The following is a 20,319-nucleotide window of genomic DNA, read 5'->3' as shown; positions in this document are numbered from 1 at the left end:
ATTGGAGTCCCCGATGGGCAAGGTGTATGACGGCATCGACGACCAACTGGCGGGATTCATCGGCCGGCAGCACGTCTTCTTCGTCGGGACCGCCCCGACCGGCCCGCAAGGCCACCTGAACGTCTCGCCCAAGGGGCTGGACACCTTCCGCATCCTCGGTCCGCACACGGTGGCTTACCTCGACCTGACCGGCAGCGGCATCGAGACGGTCGCCCACCTGCGGGACAACGGCCGGATCACGATCATGTTCTGCGCCTTCAAGGGCCGCCCGCTCATCGTGCGGCTCTACGGGCGGGGCCGGGTCGTCGAGCCTGGTGACGGCGAGTGGGATCATCTCATCGCCGGCTTCCCCGACTACCCCGGCGTCCGATCGGTGGTCGTCGTGGACGTGGAGCGGGTCGCCGACTCCTGCGGCTATGCCGTGCCGCTCTACGAGTTCAAGGGCGAGCGGTCCCAGCTGATCGCCTACGCCGAGAACAAGGGGCCGGAGGCGATGGAGGACTACAAGGCCCGCAAGAACCGGGAGAGCATCGACGGGCTGCCCGGACTCCGGGGCGTTCGGGACTGACGCCGATCCTCATGGAGTCGGCGGGGCGTCCGGGAGTCGGTCATCGCCGACCTCCCGGCCGGGAGCCCCCCGCTCCCCCGAGGCACGCCCGTCACGCATCGCCGCCGACGGTCACGGCGGGCGCCCGCCGCCGGGGGGACGTGGCGGCGAAAGCGATCAGGCCCGCCGTCGTCATCGCCAGGCCGACCACGCAGACCCCTCGCCAGCCGGCCAGGCCCCAGCCCCAGGCGCCGCAGTAGGAGCCGATCGCCCCGCCGACGAAGGCGGCGACCATGTAGGCGGTGTTCATCCGGCTGCGGGCCTCGGGCCGCACGGCGAAGATGCGGGACTGATTCGAGATGTGCGCCGACTGCGCCCCCAGGTCCATCAGGACCACGCCCCCCACCAGGCCCCACAGCGACTCGCCCAGGCCCAGGAACACGGCGAAGGCGAGCAGGACGCAGGCCAGCCCCGCCCCGATCGTCGTGCGGGGGCTGCGGCGGTCGGCCAGCCGGCCCGCCAGCGGGGCGGCCAACGCCCCGGCCACGCCCACCAGGCCGAACATCCCGACCACCCCGGCGTCGTAGCCAAAGGGGGGGCCGGTGAGGTGGAAGGCCAGGGTCGTCCAGAAGGCGCTGAAGGCCCCGAAGCCGGCCGCCCCGAACAGGCACGACTGCCGCAGTGCGGGCTCCTCCCGCAGCAGCCCGCCGAGCGACCGCAGCAGGCCGAGGTAGCTCATCGTCGAGTGCTCCGGCCGGGAACGGGGCAGCAGCGCCCGCAGCGCCAGGGCGAGGCCGACCATCAGGGCGGCGGCCAGGGCGTACATCGCCCGCCAGCCGAGGTGCTCTCCCACCACGCCGCTGACCGTCCGGGCGGCGAGGATGCCGATGAGCAGGCCGCTCATCACCGTGCCCACCACCCGGCCCCGCTCCTCCGGGGCGGCCAGGTGGGCGGCGAAGGGGACGAGCAGCTGCGGGGCGATGGTGGTGACGCCCACGGCCAGGCTGGCGGCGGCCAGCCAGGGGTAGCCCGGTGCGGCCGCCACGCCGAGCAGGGCGATCGTGACGGCCCCGAGCGTCGTGAGGATGAACGACCGCCGCTCCAGCCGGTCGCCCAGGGGGACGAACAGGAGCATGCCGGCGGCGTAGCCGACCTGCGAGAGCATGGCGACCGTCCCCATGCGCCGGTCGGGGACGCCGAGGTCGGCGGCCATGTCGGCCAGGAGCGGCTGGGCGTAGTAGAGGTTGGCGACGGACAGGCCGCTGCCGACGGCCAGGGCCCACAGGGTGCGTCGTCCGATCATGAGTGCTTATGTCCAGGAAGGCGTGTTTCCCGATCCGATCGTCCCGGCGTCGTGGCCTCCGCCACCGGGCCGGTCTCCGGGGTTCGTGGGCGGGCTGGCATCGGACTCGCCCGGGCGTGGTGGCGATCCCCGGCGTCGGCCCCGATGCCCGGCCAGGGGGTCTCCCGTGACCAGCCCTGCTCGGCCAGCGTGGGGTAGTCCGTGTAGCCGTGGTCGTCGCCGCCGTAGAACGTCCGCACGTCCCCGGCGGCCAGGGGGGCGTCGAGCCGGAATCGCTCCACGAGGTCCGGATTGGCGATGAACGGCCGGCCGTACACGATGAGGTCGGCCCGACCCGCCTCGATCGCCTCCCGCCCCGAGGCCCAGGTGAAGCCGCCCACCGCCAGCAGCGTGCCGGTGTAGGCCGACCGCAGGAGATCGACCGGGTTGAACGGCGGTGCGGTCCCCCGAGAGTAGCCGCTGTCGTAGCCGACGTGGAGGTAGGCCAGCCCGAGCGGGTCCAACTGCCGGGCGAGGTGGGTATAGGTCTCGGCCGGGTCGTCGTCGAAGGTGTCGTTGACGGTGAAGCCGGGGGCGACCTTGATGCCGACCCGATCGGCCCCCCGCACCTCGCACAGGGCCTCGATCACCTCCAGCGTGAAGCGGGTCCGCCCCTCCAGCGAGCCCCCGTAGGCGTCGGTGCGGCGGTTCGACCCGGTGACCTGGAACTGGTTCGGCAGGTAGCCGGTCGCCGCATGCAGTTCCACCCCGTCGAAGCCGGCGGCGACGGACAGCTCCGCCGCCCGTCGGTATTCCCCGACCACGGCGGGGATCTCCGCCGTCTCCAGCGGGCGGGGCGTCTCGAACGGCGCCTTCCCGGCGAAGGTGTGGATCTCCCCCGAGACGGCGACGGCCGACGGTGCGACCGGCAGCGCATTGCCCGGCAGCAGCGACGAGTGGGAGACCCGCCCGGCGTGCATCAGCTGGACGAAGATGCGGCCCCCGGCGTCGTGAACCGCATCGGTCACCCGTCGCCAGCCCGCCGCCTGCTCCTCGGTGTGCAGGCCGGGCGGGGAGGTGTACCCCCGGCCCATGGGGCTGGGGTGCGTCCCCTCGGTGATGATCAGCCCCGCCGAGGCCCGCTGGGCGTAGTACCGCACCATCCGCTCGCCGGGGACGCAGCCCTCGTCGGCCCGGATGCGGGTCATGGGCGACATGACGATCCGGTTCGGCAGCTCCAGCGGCCCGACCCGCACCGGCGTGAAGAGTCCCGGTTGTCCCCGCATGGCTCGGTCTCCCCGTCCCTTTCGTGAACTCGATCGCTTGCCACGACACCCGGACGACTTCGGCACGTCGTGGGCGTCCCGAGGCGCTCCCGACGTGCCTCCCGCCGATCCGGGCCCATGCCTCCGGCCTGGCGTGGGGGGGCGGAGGGGCGTCCGGCAGCGACCTGGTTCGCCTCGGCGGTCCCCGCTCCACCCCGGCCACGATGTCGTCGAAGGGGGGCAACCCCGCCTCGACGACCCACTCCTCCGCCGTGAGCGGTCAGAAGGCGAAGCACTCGCATCCGAGCCCGAAGGGGCGGTCCTGCCCGCCCCGGCGGGCCGTGTCGAGCAGGCGGTGGAGCAGCCCATGATGGCGGCACGCCTGGGCCGGGGCGACGACGGAGCGGGCCTCCGGGCGGTCGCCCAGGTGATCGCCGCCGTAGGCCCCCACCGGCGACCACTCGGGCAGCACCGGCGGCGGGGGCGGGGCCAGCCCGGCGAACTCCCCGGCCCCGTACACGACCCGGCCGCCGACCACCGTCAGCACCGACTCGATCGCCTTGATCTCCGCCTCCGGCACCGAGAAGTAGTCCGCCGAGAGGACCGCCAGGTCGGCGAGCTGGCCGGGGGCGATGCGACCCTTCGTGCCCTCCTCGCCCGAGAACCAGGCGCTCCCGGCGGTGTACCGGCGGAGGGCCTCGGTGCGGCCCAGCCGGTTGTCCTCGCCGTACAGCGGCGTGCCGCCGACGGTCCGGCCCGCCGTCATCCAGTACAGCGCCACCCACGGGTTGTAGCTGGCCACTCGGGTGGCGTCGGTGCCGGCCCCCACCGGGATGCCCATGCGGAGCATCGTGGCGATCGGTGGCGTCCGCCGGGCGGCATCGGCCCCGTACCGGTCGAGGAAGTACTCGCCCTGGTACGCCATGCGGTGCTGCACGGCGATCCCGCCCCCGAGCGCCCGGACCCGCTCCAGGTTCCGCTCGGTGACCGTCTCGGCGTGGTCGAAGAACCAGCGCAGTCCGTCGAAGGGGATGTCCCGGTCGACGGACTCGAACACGTCGAGGAACCGGCCGATCGACTCGTCGTAGGTGGCGTGCAGGCGGAACGGCCAGCGATTTTCGACCAGCAGGCGGACGACCCTGCCCAGATCCGCTTCCATCGAGGCGTCCAGATCCGGCCTCGGTTCCAGGAAGTCCTCGAAGTCGGCCGCCGAGAAGGCGAGCATCTCGCCCGCCCCGTTCATGCGGTAGAAGTCGTCCCCGTCGCCGGGCTTCGTCATCCCGACCCACTTCGAGAAGTCGTCGAACTCCTCCTTCGGGCGCTGGGTGAACAGGTTGTAGGCGACCCGGACGGTCGTCTCGCCCCGGCGGTGCAGCGCCTCGATGACCTGGTAGTCCTCCGGGTAGTTCTGGTAGCCGCCCCCGGCGTCGATGGCGCTGGTGACGCCCAGGCGGTTCAGCTCCCGCATGAACTGCCGGGTCGAGTTCTCCCTGTGCTCCGGCGGCAGCGCCGGCCCCTTGGCCAGCGTGGCGTAGAGGATCGTGGCGTTGGGGCGGGCGATCAGCATGCCGGTCGGGTTGCCGGCCCTGTCCCGCCGGATCTCGCCGCCGGGCGGGTCGGGCGTGTCTCTGGTATAGCCGACGGCCCGCAAGGCCGCCCGGTTGAGCAGGGCCCGGTCGTAGAGGTGCAGGACGAAGGCCGGGGTGTCGGGGGCGGCGGCGTTGATCTCGTCCAGGGTGGGCATGCGGCGCTCGGCGAACTGGAACTCGGTCCAGCCGCCTACGACCCGGACCCACTGCGGCGGCGGCGTGCGGCGGGCCTGCTCCCGGAGCATCCGCAGGGCGTCGGCGAGGCTCGGCACGCCGTCCCAGCGGAGTTCCAGGTTGAAGTTCAGCCCGCCCCGGATCAGGTGGATGTGCGAGTCGTTCAGGCCGGGGACCGCCGTGCGGCCCCGCAGGTCGAGCACCTGCGTCCGGTCGCCCCGGAGGGCGAGCACGTCCCGATCGTTGCCCACGGCGACGAACGTGCCGCCCCGCACGGCGGCGGCCTCGACGAAGGGGTGCTGATCGTCCAGGGTGGCGATCCGCCCATTGTGGAGGATCGCCTCGGCCGGCTCTCCGGCGAATTCGGATCGGTTCATGGCTCGCTCCTCGGGTTCCGGCGTCACCCGGCGACCCCGCCGAGGGGCCGCCGGAGACCTCACCAGGGATCGCTCACCGGCTGGATGCGGCCTGATAGCTCGTGATCAGGTTGCGATAGGCAGGCAGCCGGTCGCCCAGCAGCCGGGCGAGGCCCTCCATGTCCCGCCGCCAGTCCCGCTGGAGTTCGCCGGCCACGGCGAACCAGCTCGTCATCGACGCCCCGGCCTGCTGCATCCGCATCAGGGCGGCGTCCCGCACGGATTTGTTGAACGTCCCCGAGGCGTCGGCGACGACGAACACCTCGTACCCCTCCCGCAGCGCCGAGAGGGCCGGGAACGCCACGCACACGTCGGTCACCACGCCGGCCATGATCAGTTGCTTGCGGCCGGTCGCCTTCACGGCGGCGACGAACTCCTCGTTGTCCCAGGCGTTGATCTGGCCGGGGCGGGCGATGAACGGGGCGTCGGGGAAGAGTGCCTTCAGCTCGGGCATGATGACGCCGTTCGGCCCCTGCTCGAAGCTGGTGGTGAGGATCGTCGGCAGCTCGAAGAACTTCGCCGTCTCGGCCAGGGCCAGGACGTTGTTGCGGAACTCGTCGGGGCCGTAGTCCTGCACCAGCGAGAGCAGGCCCGACTGGTGGTCGATCAGCAGCACGGCGGCGTCGTCGACCGACAGCCGGGAGGGGATCGAAGGCGAGTTGGACATGGGATTCTCCGTCGGGTTCGAGGGATGCGTGGACTCGGGTTGCGGGGGCTCGGGGGACTCATTCACCGGACACGAGGCGTCGGGTGATCTCGGCGACGTGGCGACCCTGGAAGCGGGCGATCTCCAGCTCGATGGCGCTCGGCTGCCGCTTGCCGTCGGCCCCGGCCAGCGTGGTGGCCCCGTAGGGCGTCCCGCCGCCGATCTCGTCCATCTGCACGAGCTTCTGCTCGGAGTACGGCACGCCGACGATGATCATCCCGTGGTGCAGCAGCGTGGTGTGGAAGCTGGTGATCGTCGTCTCCTGGCCGCCGTGCTGGCTGGCCGTGGAGGCGAAGACGCTGCCCACCTTGCCGACGAGGGCGCCCGAGAGCCAGAGCCTCGTCGTGCGGTCGAGGAAGTTGCGCATCTGGGCGCACATGTTGCCGAAGCGGGTCGGCGTGCCGAAGAGGATGGCGTCGGCCTCGGCCAGCTGGTCCGGCTCCATGACCGGGACGTGGGCGAACGCCGCCCGTGCGGCCTTCGCCCCGCTCTTCTCCAGGGCCTCCTCGGGGACCAGCTCGGGCACCTGATAGAGCGCCACGTCCGCTCCCTCGACCCGCCGGGCGCCCTCGGCGACGGCCTCGGCCATCCGGTAGAGGTGGCCGTACATGCTGTAGAACACGACCTGGATCTTCACGACGAACGCTCCTGCTCTTGAGATACGGGATGATGGCCGCCGGTCTCCGATGACGGCGGACCCGGGATCTTCACTTCCTGAACGGTCCTCACGCCAGGTCGAACAGCAAGACCTCCGACGGCCCGTCGGCCCGGATCGCCAGGCCCGGCTCCTCGCCCATGGCGGCCCCGTCGCCGGCCTCCAGGCCGACGCCATTCAAGTCCACGCCGCCCCGCAGGACTTGCAGCCAGGCATGGCGGCCCGGTGCCAGCTCGTGGGAGACCACCCGGCCCCCGTCCAGCGTGGCGAGGTAGAGCCGGGCGTCCTGGCCGATCGTCAGCGAGCCGTTGCCCCCGTCGGGCGAGGCGACCAGCCGCAGCCGGTTCCGCCGCTCCTCTTCGGGGAAGGCCCGCTGTTCGTAGGACGGCTCCAGCCCCTCCCGCTCCGGCAGCAGCCAGATCTGGTAGAGGTGGACCGGCTCGGCGTCGGAGGGGTTGAACTCGCTGTGCGTGATCCCCGTGCCGGCGGTCATCCGCTGCAACTCGCCGGGGCGGATGACGCTCCCGGTGCCGAGGCTGTCCCGGTGCTCCAGCGCCCCGGAGAGGACGTAAGTGACGATCTCCATGTCGTTGTGCGGGTGCGTGCCGAAGCCCCGCCCCGGCGCCACCCGGTCCTCGTTGATGACCCGCAGGGCACGGAAGCCCATGTGGCGGCGGTCGATGTACCGGGCGAACGAGAAGGTGTGATACGTGTCGAGCCAGCCGTGGTCGAAGTGGCCCCGCTCGCCCGACTTGCGGACCCGGATCATGGATCGCTCCTTGGCTTTTACGCCGATAAATGACGTGTTAACTAACACCGCAAAAAAATTAAAGAAGGTCAGTCGGGCTCGGGGAGCGTCCGGCGGGCCTTCTCCAGCAGCCGGATCAGCTCCCCCAGCTCCGCCGGCGAGAGGTGGCCGACCAGCCGCCGGTGCAGGGCCGCCACGGGCTCGTCCAGCTTCGCCAGCAGGTCGATGCCCTTCGGGGTGATCGCCGCGAAGACGACCCGGCGGTCCTCGGTCGAGCGTTCCCGGCAGACCAGGCCCATGCCCTCCAGCCGGTCGATCAGGCCGGTGATGCCCGGGACGGCGGCGATCAGGCGGTCGGCGACCTCCAGGATCGGCAGCGGCTTGCCCTCTCCCCGGAGGATGCGCAGGACGTTGTACTGCGAGGGGGTCAGGCCGTGCTCCCGGAACAGCCGGGAGAAGCAGATGCCCAGGCGGTCGGCCGTGCGGGCGATGCTCAGCGTCGCCTCCTGCTCCAGCGAGTCGAACGGCCGTTTCTTCTTCAGCTCCTCCTGCAATCGACCCTCCGCCATGGCCTGTCTCCCGCCCGCAACTTGATCGTTATGTCGTTAGTTTACGCGCCAACGAAATGCGAGTCAAGGGGTCCACCGGTGGGGACCGGCTCCAAGTCGATGGTTACCGGCCCAGCCAGCGGGCCTGCTCGGGGTTGTAGCGGTCGCCAACGGCCACGCCGGGCCGGAAGGCGGTATCGAGACGGGCGAGCTCCTCGGCCGTCAGCTCGATGTCGACGGCCGCCACGTTCTCGTCGAGGTGATTCCGCCGCTTCATGCCGGGGATGGGGACGACCTGCTCCCCTCGGGACAGCACCCACGCCAGGGCGACCTGAGACGGCCTCGCCCCGTGGGCCAGGGCGACCTCCTCCAGGGGCCGCAGCAGGGCGAGGTTGCGGGCCAGGTTCCCCCCGGCGAAGCGGGCGTTCGTCGCCCGCCAGTCGCCCTGTGCGAGCCGCTGGGCATCGGTCAGCGTGCCGGTGAGGAAGCCCCGGCCCAGCGGGCTGAAGGGCACGAAGGCGATCCCCAGCTCCCGGCAGGCCGGCATCACCGTCGCCTCCGGCTCCCTCGTCCAGAGCGAGTATTCCGACTGGAGGGCGGCGATCGGGTGGGCGGCGTGCGCCCGCCGCAGCGTGGCCTCGGAGACCTCCGACAGGCCGATCGCCCGGACCTTGCCGGCGGCGACGAGATCGGCCATGGCCCCGACCGACTCCTCGATCGGCACATCCGGGTCGGCCCGGTGCAGGTAGTAGAGGTCGATCACGTCGGCCCGCAGCCGGGCCAGGCTCGCCTCGCAGGCCGATCGGATGCGGCCGGGCCGCCCATCGACCTCGACGACCGACTGACCCTCCGGCCCCGGTCGCCGGACGAAGCCGGTCTTGGTGGCGACGACCGCCTCGTGGCGTCGGCCCTCCAGGGCACGCCCGATCAGGGACTCGTTGTGGCCGTCGTCGCCGTAGGAGTCGGCGGTGTCGATGAGGGTGACGCCCAGGTCGAGGGCGAGGTTCAGCGTGGCGACCGACTCGGCCTCGTCGGCGGGTCCGTAGGAGCCGGACATCCCCCAGCAGCCCAGGCCGATCGCCGAGGCCCCGATCCCGCTGCGGCCCAGTTCTCTTCGCTTCATGCTCGTCTCCATCGTGACGGTCGGCAGTCGGCATGATACCCGACCCCGGCCGGATATCGGATGGACACGGCAGGCCGCATGACGTTCGCCAGGCCGTCGATCTCAGGCCGATGGAACGACTCCGTGGTCGGGCGACTGATGCGGCGGGCTCCACCGGGCAGGTGCGGCGGGTCTGATCCGGGCCTCCGTCATACGAGACACGAGGCCGCCCCGCCCTCCGGGCGTGCGTGGAGGACGACGATGACATCCGTGGTCGCCGTCGTTTCGATCCTCATCCTCTCCCCAACGGCCGGGGCCGACGAGCCCGCCCCCTTCCCGGGGGCCGTCAGCCGGTAAAACGGCCTCGCCCGCCATGACTTCCAGGTGGACGGGGCCGACGTGATCGTCGTCGAGCCCGAGAAACCCCTGCCGGGCAGGCCCTGGGCCTGGCGGGGAGCGTTCCTCGGGGCCCTCCCGAACGCCGACATCGAGTTGCTCAAGGCTCGTCATCGTTGGGCGAGGGTGTGGCGATCTGTGCCATTGTGCCGTCTCGCGCTTCGGAACGATGGTCGCCTCACTCTCTCGATCGTAACCCGCAAAATGGCCCGAGGGTCGAGTCGGGGCCAGTGCGGCAATCGGGGAATCCTGGAGCCTGCCATCTTTGCGCCTCGGTCGGCGTTGTCGTTTTTCCCGAAATTTGGTGCCCAAAACTCCAGGTGACGATTCTGTCGATTGTTCCCTCGCCAATCGCCGACTTGCATGCTTGCGATTGGCGAGCTACCGATCTCTCCTCGCGTGAGCCCCTCAAGGCGATGCTAGGGGATGATTCTGTGGCAGAAAAGGGACGCAGTCATCCACGCCACGTTGCAAGGTGGCACGCCAATTGGGCAATGCGGCTTTTCGGGACTTCTCGACTTGTACGGTATCGTGGACCCCGGGTTTCGGACCACGATCATGGGGATCGATCAGGCCGGCGTCGCTGGTGACGCTTTGGTCGATCAGCCAGGATCCCCGGACTGTCGGATGAACAGGGTGGAGTTCCCAGACTGATGCTTCGCGACGAAGCCCAAGCCTCGGAGACGCCCTCGGATGGCCTCCGCCGCGTCCTCGCCAATGATCTTGGTATGGGTCTCGAGCAGGAGCTTCCGGACCGAACTGAGGTCGGCGTACTCGAAGAGCTCGACCTCGCCGCCCTGGATGTCGACGATGAGCGTCGTCGGCCGGATCCTGGCCACCTCGTCGTTGAAGGAGAGGACCGGCACCTGGATGATCGTCGTGCCCCTCCCATCGGTGTCGAAGATCGAGGAGCGCGAGAAGCGGTCCGAGATGTGGAATTCGCGGTGGCCGGGCTCCGGGCCGAGCATGCAAGACTTCAACTCGGGCTCGACGCCGTTGAGGGCGTAGTTCTCCCGGATGAGCGACTCGAGCGTCGGGTTCGGCTCGTAGGAGAAGACGCGGCCAGGACCGGTCGCCTTCGCGCAGGCGATGGCCACCATGCCGATGCCGCCGCCGAGCTCCATGACGATGTCATCCGGCTCAAGGACCTCGGCCAGCAGGCGGCGCTCGTGCACGGTGTGCCGCCCGTCAAGGAGCTTGCGGATGTTGAACTCCGACATCCGGGGGTCGATCCGCATGGTGATGCCATCGATGGTGACCGTCGATCCATAGGGCGGCAACGGCCCGGGAGGCGGGGCGGGCTGGGGCTCGGGTCGACGGCGACCGAAGGTCTGTCGCAACCTCTCGTACCCCAACGGGCTGACAGAACCGATCACGACCCGGGCGAAGTACCGAGCCCCCGACATCAAGACGCTCATGGGAATACGAACCTCCGGCCTTCCTCAACCATCACTTGATGGCCAGGAACCCCTCGAAGCAAAGGTGCTTGAAGACGGTCATGATATCGCCGAAGCCGGCGCGACGCATCAGATCGATGTTGCCCTGGGTCGAGAACGGCTCGAGAACGCCCTTGAGGCTACGGCTCTTGTGGACGATCTCTCGTTCCTCGAACCCCTGTTCGAGCTTGAAGTCGACGTAGAGGGCGCTCATCATGTCCTGGAAGCGAGCATCCGGGGCCCGGACCTTCTCGAACATGATAAAGGCGCCCCCCCAGTTGAGGCTCGCATAGATCTTGTCGAAGAGCTGCTGGCGGCGAGCTGGGCGGATGAACTGGATCGTGTAGTAGGAGACGATCAGATCCGACGGCTCGAAGTCGACGTCGACCACGTCCGCCTCCCGGATCTCGACCGACCTCAGGCCGGCGCAGGAGGCCCGGGCGGCCTCGACCATCGCCTCCTCGACCTCGAGCCCGATGATCCGGACGTCCTTCGCCGCGTTCCGCTCGGCTAGCCGGCGGGACAGCGCGCCGGTCGAGCAGCCGAGCTCGTAGGCGACGGCGCCGTCGTAGAGGAAGAAATCCGAGAGGGCCGCGGCGATCTCATGGCCCTCGCGATAGCAAGGTACCGATCGTTCGATATGCTGCTCGAAGTGCTGGGCGACGTCACCGCCGAACGTCCAACGCGCGTTCGGGGCGGCGATCGTGTCGCCGACCTTCGGCACCGCGGGAGTCAGGGCGCCCGCCTCCTCTGGCTTCTCGTCGATCATGTGCGTGTCACTCCTCCGGCCTCGTCCCGGCCGGGGAGCATCCCCCCGGCGAGAGGGCCGGCATTGAGGTCCCACTCGTCGAATTGTTCCCCGACCAGCCGTGAGAGCACCTCCCGATCGGCCCGGAACGTCGATCGAAGCTCGTCGTCGATCCGTTGGGGCAGGGAGAAGGCCGGATCACTCGCCCTCGGGGCGAAGCGTGCAAACCTTGATCGTCCGTAAGACTTCACCGCCGACTTGACGCGATCCCGGGCGGCCGGGAACCGGGCGAAGTACCGGAGGATCGCCGGCGCGACTGTCCGTTCGGAGGTGACGTTGGCCCTCGGAAACCCCACGCCTGGGGCCTCCGAGATGCCGAGGAACTGGCAGATTCGCCGGAGCGACGGCAACGGCTCCGAGATGAGCTGCTCGAACCTCAGGATGAGGAACTGCTCGGGCCGGAAGAAGCGGCGGTACTGCTCCAGTTGATGACCATAGAGGCTTGCCGCCACGTAACTCGGGTCCTCCCGGATTGCCCGCTCCGGGCTCCGCCACTCGATCCCGGTCACGAGCCGGTGACGGTAGTGCGATTCGATTCGTTTGATTGGGTGCCGGATCACGTAAATCATCCGAACGTCTGGAAGCAGCTGATGGATGCGTTTTGGGGCCCCCCGGTAGACAGGGTCTCGCGTGTAGGAGTTGGAGGACTCACCGACAGCCCTCGCGTCGCCCGCCGCCGAGAATTGCGCCCGATACCATTCGGGGCCATTCCCCCAGGCGTGCTCCTCGGTGAAGAAGCGTAGCTCCTTCCGGGGATGCATGAACACCTCGGGGTGGTCGCTCAGCAAGCGGAAGAGGCTCTCCGTGCCGCACTTGGTGGCCCCAATGATCAGGAAGTTCGGGAGGCGACCGCCCGGGGATCGGCTCATCTTCTCGGTCTGCATCGCGACGGGCACCGTTGGGGTCTCCAGGGGGTCGTCGTCGGAGGCCTGACAGGGATCAAGGCGGATCGACCAGAGGGGCGAGGGCTGCGGGTTCAGGGGCTCTGGGCCTCGCCGACCTCCCAGCGCCTTGGCTGGAAGAAGGCCGACCGGCTCAGGACACGGCTCGCCTTGACGGTGAACCGGAACGAGTCGACCTGATCATAGGTGTCCAGGGCCTCACGAACGGCAATCTTGGCGCTGTAGCGGCCGGGGGCAATGCAGCAGTACGGGAGGTGGAGCCGCAGTTCTGAGCGGCCGGCCGGGATCGAGATGGACACGGAGTCGAGGTTCGTGCTCATGCTCAACAGCCGGTCCGACTCCCCGACCAGGGCGTTAACCATGACGGCCATGTCGCCCTCGGGGACGGGCCGATGGGCGAAGACGTCGACACAGAGGGTGGCGGGCTCGCCGCAGACCGGCCCGTCGATCGGCTCGCCATCGGGGCCACGGAAGCGGACCGATCGGATGTCCAGGCCGTAGCTCTCCTCGATCGGCCGCTCGGGGAGGTGCAGCACTCCTGCGTCGGAGATGTCGCCGCCGAGGCTCAGTTCCTCCTCATACTGCCTCAGCACCGATTCCGCGTCTCCGGAGGTCACGACCTCCCCCCGCTTCAGGTAGATCGCCGTCTCGCAGACGTTCAGCAGCGAGTAGGCGTTGTGCGAGACCATGATGAAGGACGTGCCCCGCGACCGGAGCTCGACCAGCCGACGTCGGCACTTCATGCGGAACCGGGTGTCGCCGACGGACAGGACCTCGTCGATCAGCAGGATGTCCGGCTCGATGTGGATGGCACAGGCGAAGCCCAGCCGGGCGGCCATCCCCGTACTGTACGTCTGAACCGGCGCGTCGAGCGCGTCGTCGACCTCGGCGAAGGCAATCACGTCCTCGAACCGGTCGTCGATCTCGGCCTTCGACAGGCCGAGGATGGACATGTTGGCGTAGATGTTCTCCCGCCCCGTCAGGATCGGGTTGAAGCCCGCCCCCAGGGCGATCAGCGGGGCGACGCGACCGACGAGCCGCGCGCTGCCGGCGTCGGGCTTGATCACGCCACTGAGAATCCGGAGCAGCGTGCTCTTGCCGGCGCCGTTGGCGCCGACGAGCCCGAGCGCCTCGCCCCGGCGCAGCTCCAGGGAAACGTCCCGCAGCGCCCAGAACTCGCCGCGACGCAGCGAGTGCCGCGCCCGACGCCGGCCGGTCAGCTCGCCGGCCACGTCCGCGACACCGTAGAAAAGCGAGCGTCGCAGGTCGCGGCAGAATCGCTTGTGAAGCCCCTCGGCGGAAATCACGACGTCGGGGTCGGGTCGAGTCGGTTCTGCTCCGACGTCGGGGGGTGGACTCGCCTGGGCGGCCATCGTCATGAGGTCATCCTCTCGATCGCGTGGGGCATGGCCAGTCGGAAGGCGACCCAGGAGCCGAGCAGGACGGCTGGGGTCAGTCCTGCCACGACGGCAAACGCCAAGGGATCGGAGACCGATCCGGTGGTCAGCAACTCCCGCGTGGTCATCAGCAGCGGCGTGACGGGGTTGAGCCGTACGATCGTGCCGAAGGTGCCGGGGCCGGGCATGGCGTAGATCACCGGGGTCAGCAGCAGCCAGGCCCGGGTGATCAGGCCGAACCCCTTCGAGACGTCCTGGTAGAGCAGCCCGATCGGGGCAAGCAGGGTCCCGATCGCCGCCCCGAACGCGACGAGCAACAGCAGCGACGCCGGCACCAGCAGGATCGTCGGTGGGGCAGCGATCCCGTACCACACCATGACCAGGACGACCGGGATGAGCTTCACCAGGAAGTCGAACAGCGCCTCACCCACCTTGGAGAGGATGACCGCCTCCCGGGGGAACTTGATCCGGGAGAGCATCTTCAACGCTCCGGACGCGCCGGTGATCGGGCCGTTGACCGAATCGACGAACGTCTGCCAGAAGACCATGCCGATGAGGACGTAGGCCGGATAGGGGATGTCCGTCTCTCCGAAGTCGACGACCCTGGTGCGGTTGGCAACGGTGCAGCCGATCGCCATCAGGATGGCCGGCAGGAAGGCCCAGGCGATCCCGAAGAACGACTGGCGATACCGGGCGCGGATGTCGCGGATCAGCAGCTGCCATGCCAGACCTCGGGAAGACGCGAGATCCTCGAACATCTCCCTCACCATTGCGCCGGGTCGCCTCAGGCCGCTATCGGCCGTGTAGAGGACAACCCGACGCCGATCGGGGTGAGCGCCAGGTGATTGCATCCGGGTGGTGCTCCTCGGGGAGGGACGTTGGGGGGCTCTCCAGGAGCCCCGGCTCACGAGGCCCGGACAGCGTTCGAAGAGACCGGCTGCGACAGCGTCGGGATCGACTCCCCCTTGAAGTGGCGCCGGGCGTAGCGGTCGGTCATCAGCCGATTGACCTTCCGGTCCGCGCGACGCATCCAGGCCTCCAGCTTGCGGGCGGCCTTGGGATACCTGCCGTGCCGGGTCACCTTCCTGACCATCGGCCGGATGATCGCCGAGAACCGGCGGGCCCCCATCATCGTCATGCGCTTCTCGAAGTAGGCGTCGTAGGTCAGATCCCACTTCGTCCGCAGCCTCTCAAGACTCGCGAGCATCCAGTGGTCGCTCCAGCGGAGGGTGTAGTACGGCACGTCGGACAGTTCCATCGGCGGCACGGTGACATACGTCATCAACGAGTCGGGCTCGAGGTAGACCGTTCCGCCGGCATTCTCGACCGTCAGGCAGAAATCCACGTGCTCCTTGTGGTTGAGCAACTGGCCGTCGAGCGGGCCGTGTTCCTCAAAGAAGGCGGTGCGGACCATCATGCAGTGGAACTCGGCCAGCCGTGTCGGCCCGCGTTCGATCTGGTCGCGCACGTCGGCCAGCTTCCGGCCCTGGAGGAAGATCCGCTCGACGAGGTGACGCCGCACCCCGTCTTCCGCCTGCTCCTCCTCGATGGCCGAGACTCCCCCGGCGCAATGCACTTCGGTATGGAGCGGGAACCCCTGGCAGATCAGGGGACTGACGACCGTGGCCCCGGTTTCCTCGGCACATTGGACCAACGGCCCGAGCCAGCCGGGCGTGACGACCACGTCGTTGTCCATGAACACGACGTATTTGGTCCGGACCTTCTCCAGGCCCAGGTTCCTCGCCCGGTTCGGCGACAGATAGTGCTCGGTGCGGATCAACTCGAAGTCCCGCTCCCTGGCCCGCTTCGCCAGGTAGCGTCGGACAGGTCCCGGCGACCCGCCATCGACGTAGACGATCCGGTGCGGGAGATCCGTGTGCTCCAGGACGCTCTCCAGGGAGTTCCGGGCGTAGCTGAATCGCTCGCGGGGTGCGACAACGATCGTGACGAGCGGCTCTTCCTGCATGGGTGTGACTCCTGGGTCGGGCCTGGGCGGCAGGGCTCAAGCAATAGGCGATTGATCGTGATCCATCATTCGAAGTATTCTGGCTCGACTTGCCATTGTGGCCACCGCAAGCCGGCCCGCTCCCGCCGATCATGCCGGCTCCGAGACCCGGGATGGACGCTGGCCCCGGACGGGGGGGAGGGCTCGCATCCGGTGATAGATCTCGACGAGCCGATCGTTCAGGAGGTGGAGGTTGTAGTGTGCTTCGACGAAGGACCGGCCGGCGTGCCCCATCTCGGGCCAACGTTCCGGGTGGTCGATCAGGTAGGAGAGCCGGTCGGCCAGGGCGTCCGCGTCGCGCTCCGCAACGAGGAAGCCACTGACCCCCTCCTGCACCAGTTCCGGGATTCCGCCGTGGCGCGTGCTGACCACCGGCAGGCCCGTGGCCATCGCTTCCTTCAGCACGTTGATCGGGGCGTCCTGGTTCCCGTCGGTGGCCGTGATGCTCGGGGCGACGAACAGGTGGGACCGCAGCAACTCCTCGACAATCTCTGGAGTCCGCTTGGGCCCGAGCAGGTGCACCGAGCCCCCGACGCCGAGTTCGTCGATCAGCCGCCGCAGGTCGTCCCTCAGTTCCCCATCACCCATGACCCGGAACTCGAGCGGCTTGCCCTCCCGGAGCAGCCGGGCAACCGCCCTAATCGCATATTCCGTGCCCTTCTTCTCGACCAGACGCCCCGTCATGGCGATCCGAACGGGCCCGCCGCCCGCCGGGCGGCGGGCCTCGAAGGGATAGATGTCCGGGTCGAGCCCCGATCGGAGCACCTCGAGCCGCTCCGGATCGCACCCCATCCCGACGAGCCGATCGCGGAAGAAGTCGCAGTTGGTGACGAAGTAATCGCAGTCGCTGAAGACCTCGTCGTAGACACCCGGTCCGTACCGCTGAACGTGGGCGCTGATGTCGTTGCCCCGGAAGGCGACGACCACCCGGGCCCCGGGTGAGCCGAAGCGCCGGAGCTCCATCGCCCGGGGGGCCCGCGTCCCGAACTGGCAATGGATGATATCGTAGGGCTCGCGGTCCATCATCGCCGACAGGTTGCCGATGAACACCTTCGCCGTGCCACGGGCCCCAGCCAGTGCAACGAGCCGGGGCAGGTTCCGGACGAAGCACGCCGGGTTCGACGCGAACCGCCGGGCCGCCAGCCCGAGGGCCTGTCGGGCGATGCCCACACGGCCGACGCCCGGGCGCGGCCTCGCCAGCAGTCGAGAGCGTTCCAGGAGCCCATACTCCTCGACCTGGGGGTGGTGCGCCGACGCGTCGCGGAAGAGCTGATCAATCGCGTAAATATGTACGTCGTGCCCGCGATCGATGAGGCCAGCGATCTGGTTCAGTACGAACGTCTCGGAGATGACCGGGAAGTTGCCGATGACGATGGCGACTCGCATCAGAGGTCGAAGACTCCAGGGATCGGGCGGTGGGCAGCCCTCCCCGGGGGAGGCGCCTGGGAGTCGTCCGGGCCGACGCCTGGCGCCGGGGCAGCTCTCCCAGGTGATCCAACCCAGGTCCCGGGGATCGCGGCATCAATCATCGCTCGCGTATATTTCATGAGCAACGGATTCTGGCGAGACTGATACGTCCTGGCATGGTCCACTCCCGGTGCGGAGTCAGATCTCCTAATATGGGGGTTGTTGGCTTGTCGACGCTAGCATTAAACCAACTCAGTGTATCGCCCCGCAACCTGTTTCCCGGATCCAACATCCCGACCTCGACAGCGGGTCCGAATCCGATGCGGATTTCAGGTTCCTCGTTGACAGGATCGCGCGAAACTGAGTTCATGGGGGCCATCGAACGAGCCACGGAGACGACCGACCATCGCGCGGCCCCGCCGACAGGATGGCCCCCAGCCCGGTCGGATCGCCCCGCGGGGATCGGCGGCCTCCGGGTGACCGGGTCCAGGGATTCGATCGGGAGATCGATGACAATAACGTCGAGACACCCCCCGATTGATGCCCCCTTCATGGCCGGGGGATGGCCCGGTCCCGAGGGCAAGATCGCAGGGGCCGCCCGCACAACGGGCCTGCCGATCGCCGGCGGAGGAGCGACCCGCCCCCCCGAGTTCTCCGATCCTCAAGCCGCACGTCCCACCAGCGAGGGTACGGCAGTGCAGTTGCGGGATCTCTACCGGGACCCAATCGAGGGGTCAGGTCCAGCCGGAGACATCCATGGCCTTGCGCATCGTCCACTTCTCCACGACCCGACTGGCAGGAGGCCCCTGGCGCCTCGTCAAGGCGACTCGTGAGCACTCGCCTCACGATGTCCGCCTCGTCGACCAGACCCGCTGGGGGGTCTACCCCCACGACGTCGTCCATGACGAGCAGCCGGAGCTCGCCCTGGAGCTGGCGGAACAGGCTGACATCATTCACTTCCACAACTACCTGGATTACCAGTCCGAAGCGTTTCGCCCCATCGATTTCGAGGCACTCCGCCGCAAGGGCAAGGCGTTCGTCCGCCAGTTCCGCAGCGACGCCCCGCTGATCGCCCGGAGGATGGGAATCCCCATCGAGCAGCTGATCTGGTCGCCGATTCCGAGCATCGTCATCGCCCAGTATCCCGAGAGGTTCTTCCCTCAGGCCCGGGTCGTCCCGAATGTCGTGCCGATCAATGATCACGACTACCTCCCCGCCGACGAGCCGGTGCAGCACGACCTCCTCTTCACGCCGACCAGGCGGTCGAGTGCCTGGGCCACCCGCTGGGCCACCAAAGGCTTCCCGGAGACGGTGGAGATGATGCAGCGGGTCGCGAGGCGCTCCGGGTGCTCGATGCGTGTCATCAACGGCCGGCCGCTCTCTGAAGTCCTCGCCGCCAAGAATCGCTGCCGGCTCGTCCTCGACGACATGATCACCGGCAGTTACCACGTCTCCGGCATCGAGGCGCTCTCGAAGGCCAAGCCGGTCCTTTGCTTCCTCGACCCCCGCATCGAGACGGTCCTTCGCCAGATCTCGGGGGCGTTCCAGTCCCCGTTCATCAACGCCCGGCTCGAAGAGGCCGAGGCGATCCTCGTCGAGCTGCTCCGCCACCCCGAAGCCCTCCGCGAGTTGGGACAGGAAGGTCGCACGTGGGTCGAGCGATACTGGTCCCCCGCCTCGACCATCGCTCACTACCTGGAGGTCTACGAGTCGCTGTTGCGCGACCCGACCTCGGTCCGTCGCCAGGAATCGCTCCGCATCGACGGCCCCGCCCGACGCTTCCTCGCCTTCGACATGCACGACCAGATCTACCAGGCTCGTGCAGAGCATCACCGCGAGTCGGTCTCACGGTCGTTCCGAGCCGCTCGGGCGATCCGATCCTCCTACCGACACTTCCGAGACATATTGCGTCGCTTGCGTCTCAGGCCGCAACGGAGCCTTGCCCTCGTCTCGACCCTGCCCGATGCAAAGCATTGAGCGGTCGCGGAAACCCGACCCGCTGCCCAGCCCTCGCACCACCGACACCGGACGGACGCCTCTGCTCATCAGGGGCCAAGCCAGCAGCGACAGCCTACTGGTCCGCCACTCTTGAGTTGTGGGGTAGAGTCAACGGAGTTTGATCCGGCCGGCGGCCGTGGTGAACTGCCCCCGGATCACGACCCCTCGGCCGTACCGCTCGTCCTCCCACGCCGATACCTCCTCCTTCGACTCGATCCGCCGGTCCAGGAATCGCCTCGCCAACACCAACAGCTCGATCTCGGCCATGCTCGGCCACGACCCGCGTCGACTCGACGACCTGCAGCTCGACGAGCGTGTCGGCCAGCGGTTTCATCGTCCACGCCTTGCGGCCGTCGGGCGGCTTTGAGCAGACCAGGGCGACCAGGCGGGCCTCGGCCCGTCCGTCGAGCTTCGTCAGCCGGCTGGGCCGGCCCTGCGGCTTGCGGACCAGGGCCGCCTCCAGCCCCTGCTCGACGAATCGGAGGCGGACCCGCTCGACGGCGGCGCTGCTGACCTCCACGGCCTCGGCGATCCGGTCGTCGATCCAGGCTGGTGAGCCGGTGACGGCGTCGGCCTTGAGCAGGATGCGGGAGTGGGCCAGCTTCTTGGCGGCGGCCTTGCCGGCGGCGGTCAGGTCGTGCAGCTCCCGGCGTTCCTCATCGGTCAGGGTAACTCGGTACTTCTTCATGGTGGCCCCCTGAGCTGTTTGCCGCTCCGGGAGAACCGATCCGAGGCCAGGCCGCAACTCAACCGCGGTCGACCACTCGAGGTTCACGATCCAGGACAAAACCGGCCAGATTGAGCCGGGTGAAGATCTGATCGAACGAAGGCCCACCCCGGATGCTCGGGGTGGGCCTTCGTGTGTGAGCCTGGATGCCGGATCGACGCTCGATCGGTGGGCGAAAAACTTCAAAGTCGGGTCGGTCTGTAACCCGACC

At 68.8% G+C, this 20,319-nt stretch carries 18 protein-coding genes; 2 read left to right on the top strand and 16 right to left on the bottom strand.

The genetic code is table 11. The features are described from left to right. The first annotated feature begins 13 nt into the window (after positions 1–13). Positions 14–568 carry a pyridoxamine 5'-phosphate oxidase family protein gene (locus AB1L88_RS20800; protein WP_367098617.1) on the top strand — a complete coding sequence of 185 codons (555 nt, stop codon included), beginning with the start codon at positions 14–16 and terminating at the stop codon, positions 566–568. Positions 569–659: 91 nt separating this feature from the next. Here the strand turns inward: AB1L88_RS20800 and AB1L88_RS20795 are convergent, their stop codons facing one another. The 15 genes from AB1L88_RS20795 to AB1L88_RS20725 form a co-directional block, all read right to left on the bottom strand. Next, complete coding sequence (locus AB1L88_RS20795; RefSeq protein WP_367098616.1) at positions 660–1,850, bottom strand: MFS transporter; 1,191 nt, start codon at positions 1,848–1,850, stop codon at positions 660–662. Then, positions 1,847–3,115: an alkene reductase gene (locus AB1L88_RS20790; protein WP_367098615.1), complete on the bottom strand. Its 1,269-nt coding sequence runs from the start codon at positions 3,113–3,115 to the stop codon at positions 1,847–1,849. Before AB1L88_RS20790 ends, AB1L88_RS20795 begins: the two co-directional genes overlap by 4 nt. 259 nt (positions 3,116–3,374) lie before the next feature. Next, positions 3,375–5,234 (bottom strand): amidohydrolase, encoded by a 1,860-nt coding sequence (locus tag AB1L88_RS20785; protein WP_367098614.1) that lies wholly within the window; start codon positions 5,232–5,234, stop codon positions 3,375–3,377. A 73-nt stretch (positions 5,235–5,307) separates the two neighbouring features. After that, positions 5,308–5,940 carry an isochorismate family cysteine hydrolase YcaC gene (ycaC, locus tag AB1L88_RS20780; protein ID WP_367098613.1) on the bottom strand — a complete coding sequence of 211 codons (633 nt, stop codon included), beginning with the start codon at positions 5,938–5,940 and terminating at the stop codon, positions 5,308–5,310. Between the two features lie 58 nt (positions 5,941–5,998). Next, a complete protein-coding gene (gene wrbA, locus AB1L88_RS20775; protein ID WP_367098612.1) occupies positions 5,999–6,616 on the bottom strand; it encodes an NAD(P)H:quinone oxidoreductase in 618 nt (205 codons plus the stop codon). An 88-nt stretch (positions 6,617–6,704) separates the two neighbouring features. Further along, complete coding sequence (locus tag AB1L88_RS20770) at positions 6,705–7,403, bottom strand: pirin family protein (protein ID WP_367098611.1); 699 nt, start codon at positions 7,401–7,403, stop codon at positions 6,705–6,707. 68 nt (positions 7,404–7,471) lie between these two features. Beyond that, positions 7,472–7,951, bottom strand: a complete 480-nt coding sequence (locus AB1L88_RS20765) for a MarR family transcriptional regulator (protein WP_367098610.1) — start codon at positions 7,949–7,951, stop codon at positions 7,472–7,474. 103 nt (positions 7,952–8,054) lie between these two features. Next, the gene (locus tag AB1L88_RS20760; RefSeq protein WP_367098609.1) at positions 8,055–9,053 is read right to left on the bottom strand and encodes an aldo/keto reductase; all 999 of its coding nucleotides are present in this window, start codon (positions 9,051–9,053) and stop codon (positions 8,055–8,057) included. A gap of 977 nt (positions 9,054–10,030) precedes the next feature. Continuing rightward, positions 10,031–10,846, bottom strand: coding sequence for an FkbM family methyltransferase (locus AB1L88_RS20755; RefSeq protein ID WP_367098608.1), 816 nt, complete (start codon positions 10,844–10,846; stop codon positions 10,031–10,033). 31 nt (positions 10,847–10,877) lie between these two features. Further along, positions 10,878–11,633: a methyltransferase domain-containing protein gene (locus AB1L88_RS20750; RefSeq protein WP_367098607.1), complete on the bottom strand. Its 756-nt coding sequence runs from the start codon at positions 11,631–11,633 to the stop codon at positions 10,878–10,880. Then, a complete protein-coding gene (locus AB1L88_RS20745; protein WP_367098606.1) occupies positions 11,630–12,568 on the bottom strand; it encodes a sulfotransferase in 939 nt (312 codons plus the stop codon). The genes AB1L88_RS20750 and AB1L88_RS20745 overlap by 4 nt, the downstream gene beginning before the upstream one ends. A gap of 80 nt (positions 12,569–12,648) precedes the next feature. Next, a complete protein-coding gene (locus tag AB1L88_RS20740; protein WP_367098605.1) occupies positions 12,649–13,953 on the bottom strand; it encodes an ABC transporter ATP-binding protein in 1,305 nt (434 codons plus the stop codon). After that, positions 13,950–14,822 (bottom strand): ABC transporter permease, encoded by an 873-nt coding sequence (locus tag AB1L88_RS20735; RefSeq protein ID WP_367098604.1) that lies wholly within the window; start codon positions 14,820–14,822, stop codon positions 13,950–13,952. Before AB1L88_RS20735 ends, AB1L88_RS20740 begins: the two co-directional genes overlap by 4 nt. A 53-nt stretch (positions 14,823–14,875) precedes the next feature. Continuing rightward, positions 14,876–15,937 carry a glycosyltransferase gene (locus AB1L88_RS20730; RefSeq protein WP_367098603.1) on the bottom strand — a complete coding sequence of 354 codons (1,062 nt, stop codon included), beginning with the start codon at positions 15,935–15,937 and terminating at the stop codon, positions 14,876–14,878. A 129-nt stretch (positions 15,938–16,066) separates the two neighbouring features. After that, positions 16,067–17,362 carry a glycosyltransferase gene (locus tag AB1L88_RS20725; RefSeq protein WP_367098602.1) on the bottom strand — a complete coding sequence of 432 codons (1,296 nt, stop codon included), beginning with the start codon at positions 17,360–17,362 and terminating at the stop codon, positions 16,067–16,069. Positions 17,363–18,139: 777 nt separating this feature from the next. Between AB1L88_RS20725 and AB1L88_RS20720 the strand changes: the two genes are divergently transcribed. Then, positions 18,140–19,360 carry a glycosyltransferase family 1 protein gene (locus AB1L88_RS20720; RefSeq protein WP_367098601.1) on the top strand — a complete coding sequence of 407 codons (1,221 nt, stop codon included), beginning with the start codon at positions 18,140–18,142 and terminating at the stop codon, positions 19,358–19,360. A 94-nt stretch (positions 19,361–19,454) separates the two neighbouring features. On the opposite strand, the gene AB1L88_RS20715 is transcribed toward AB1L88_RS20720, so the two are convergent. Next, positions 19,455–20,069 carry a helix-turn-helix domain-containing protein gene (locus tag AB1L88_RS20715; protein WP_367098600.1) on the bottom strand — a complete coding sequence of 205 codons (615 nt, stop codon included), beginning with the start codon at positions 20,067–20,069 and terminating at the stop codon, positions 19,455–19,457. Between the last annotated feature and the right edge of the window lie 250 nt (positions 20,070–20,319).

It is taken from the genome of Tautonia sp. JC769 (assembly GCF_040717455.1).
Classification (GTDB): domain Bacteria; phylum Planctomycetota; class Planctomycetia; order Isosphaerales; family Isosphaeraceae; genus Tautonia.
Note: the sequence above shows the minus strand (reverse complement) of the source record. Positions and strands in the feature narration are given on the sequence as shown.

Coding starts and splice junctions, on each gene's coding strand:
- AB1L88_RS20800 (WP_367098617.1), top strand. CDS start 14: ATGGGCAAGGTGTATGACGGCATCGACGACCAACTGGCGGGATTCATC.
- AB1L88_RS20795 (WP_367098616.1), bottom strand. CDS start 1,850: ATGATCGGACGACGCACCCTGTGGGCCCTGGCCGTCGGCAGCGGCCTG.
- AB1L88_RS20790 (WP_367098615.1), bottom strand. CDS start 3,115: ATGCGGGGACAACCGGGACTCTTCACGCCGGTGCGGGTCGGGCCGCTG.
- AB1L88_RS20785 (WP_367098614.1), bottom strand. CDS start 5,234: ATGAACCGATCCGAATTCGCCGGAGAGCCGGCCGAGGCGATCCTCCAC.
- ycaC (WP_367098613.1), bottom strand. CDS start 5,940: ATGTCCAACTCGCCTTCGATCCCCTCCCGGCTGTCGGTCGACGACGCC.
- AB1L88_RS20770 (WP_367098611.1), bottom strand. CDS start 7,403: ATGATCCGGGTCCGCAAGTCGGGCGAGCGGGGCCACTTCGACCACGGC.
- AB1L88_RS20765 (WP_367098610.1), bottom strand. CDS start 7,951: ATGGCGGAGGGTCGATTGCAGGAGGAGCTGAAGAAGAAACGGCCGTTC.
- AB1L88_RS20760 (WP_367098609.1), bottom strand. CDS start 9,053: ATGAAGCGAAGAGAACTGGGCCGCAGCGGGATCGGGGCCTCGGCGATC.
- AB1L88_RS20755 (WP_367098608.1), bottom strand. CDS start 10,846: ATGAGCGTCTTGATGTCGGGGGCTCGGTACTTCGCCCGGGTCGTGATC.
- AB1L88_RS20750 (WP_367098607.1), bottom strand. CDS start 11,633: ATGATCGACGAGAAGCCAGAGGAGGCGGGCGCCCTGACTCCCGCGGTG.
- AB1L88_RS20740 (WP_367098605.1), bottom strand. CDS start 13,953: ATGACGATGGCCGCCCAGGCGAGTCCACCCCCCGACGTCGGAGCAGAA.
- AB1L88_RS20735 (WP_367098604.1), bottom strand. CDS start 14,822: ATGCAATCACCTGGCGCTCACCCCGATCGGCGTCGGGTTGTCCTCTAC.
- AB1L88_RS20730 (WP_367098603.1), bottom strand. CDS start 15,937: ATGCAGGAAGAGCCGCTCGTCACGATCGTTGTCGCACCCCGCGAGCGA.
- AB1L88_RS20725 (WP_367098602.1), bottom strand. CDS start 17,362: ATGCGAGTCGCCATCGTCATCGGCAACTTCCCGGTCATCTCCGAGACG.
- AB1L88_RS20720 (WP_367098601.1), top strand. CDS start 18,140: ATGGCCTTGCGCATCGTCCACTTCTCCACGACCCGACTGGCAGGAGGC.
- AB1L88_RS20715 (WP_367098600.1), bottom strand. CDS start 20,069: ATGAAGAAGTACCGAGTTACCCTGACCGATGAGGAACGCCGGGAGCTG.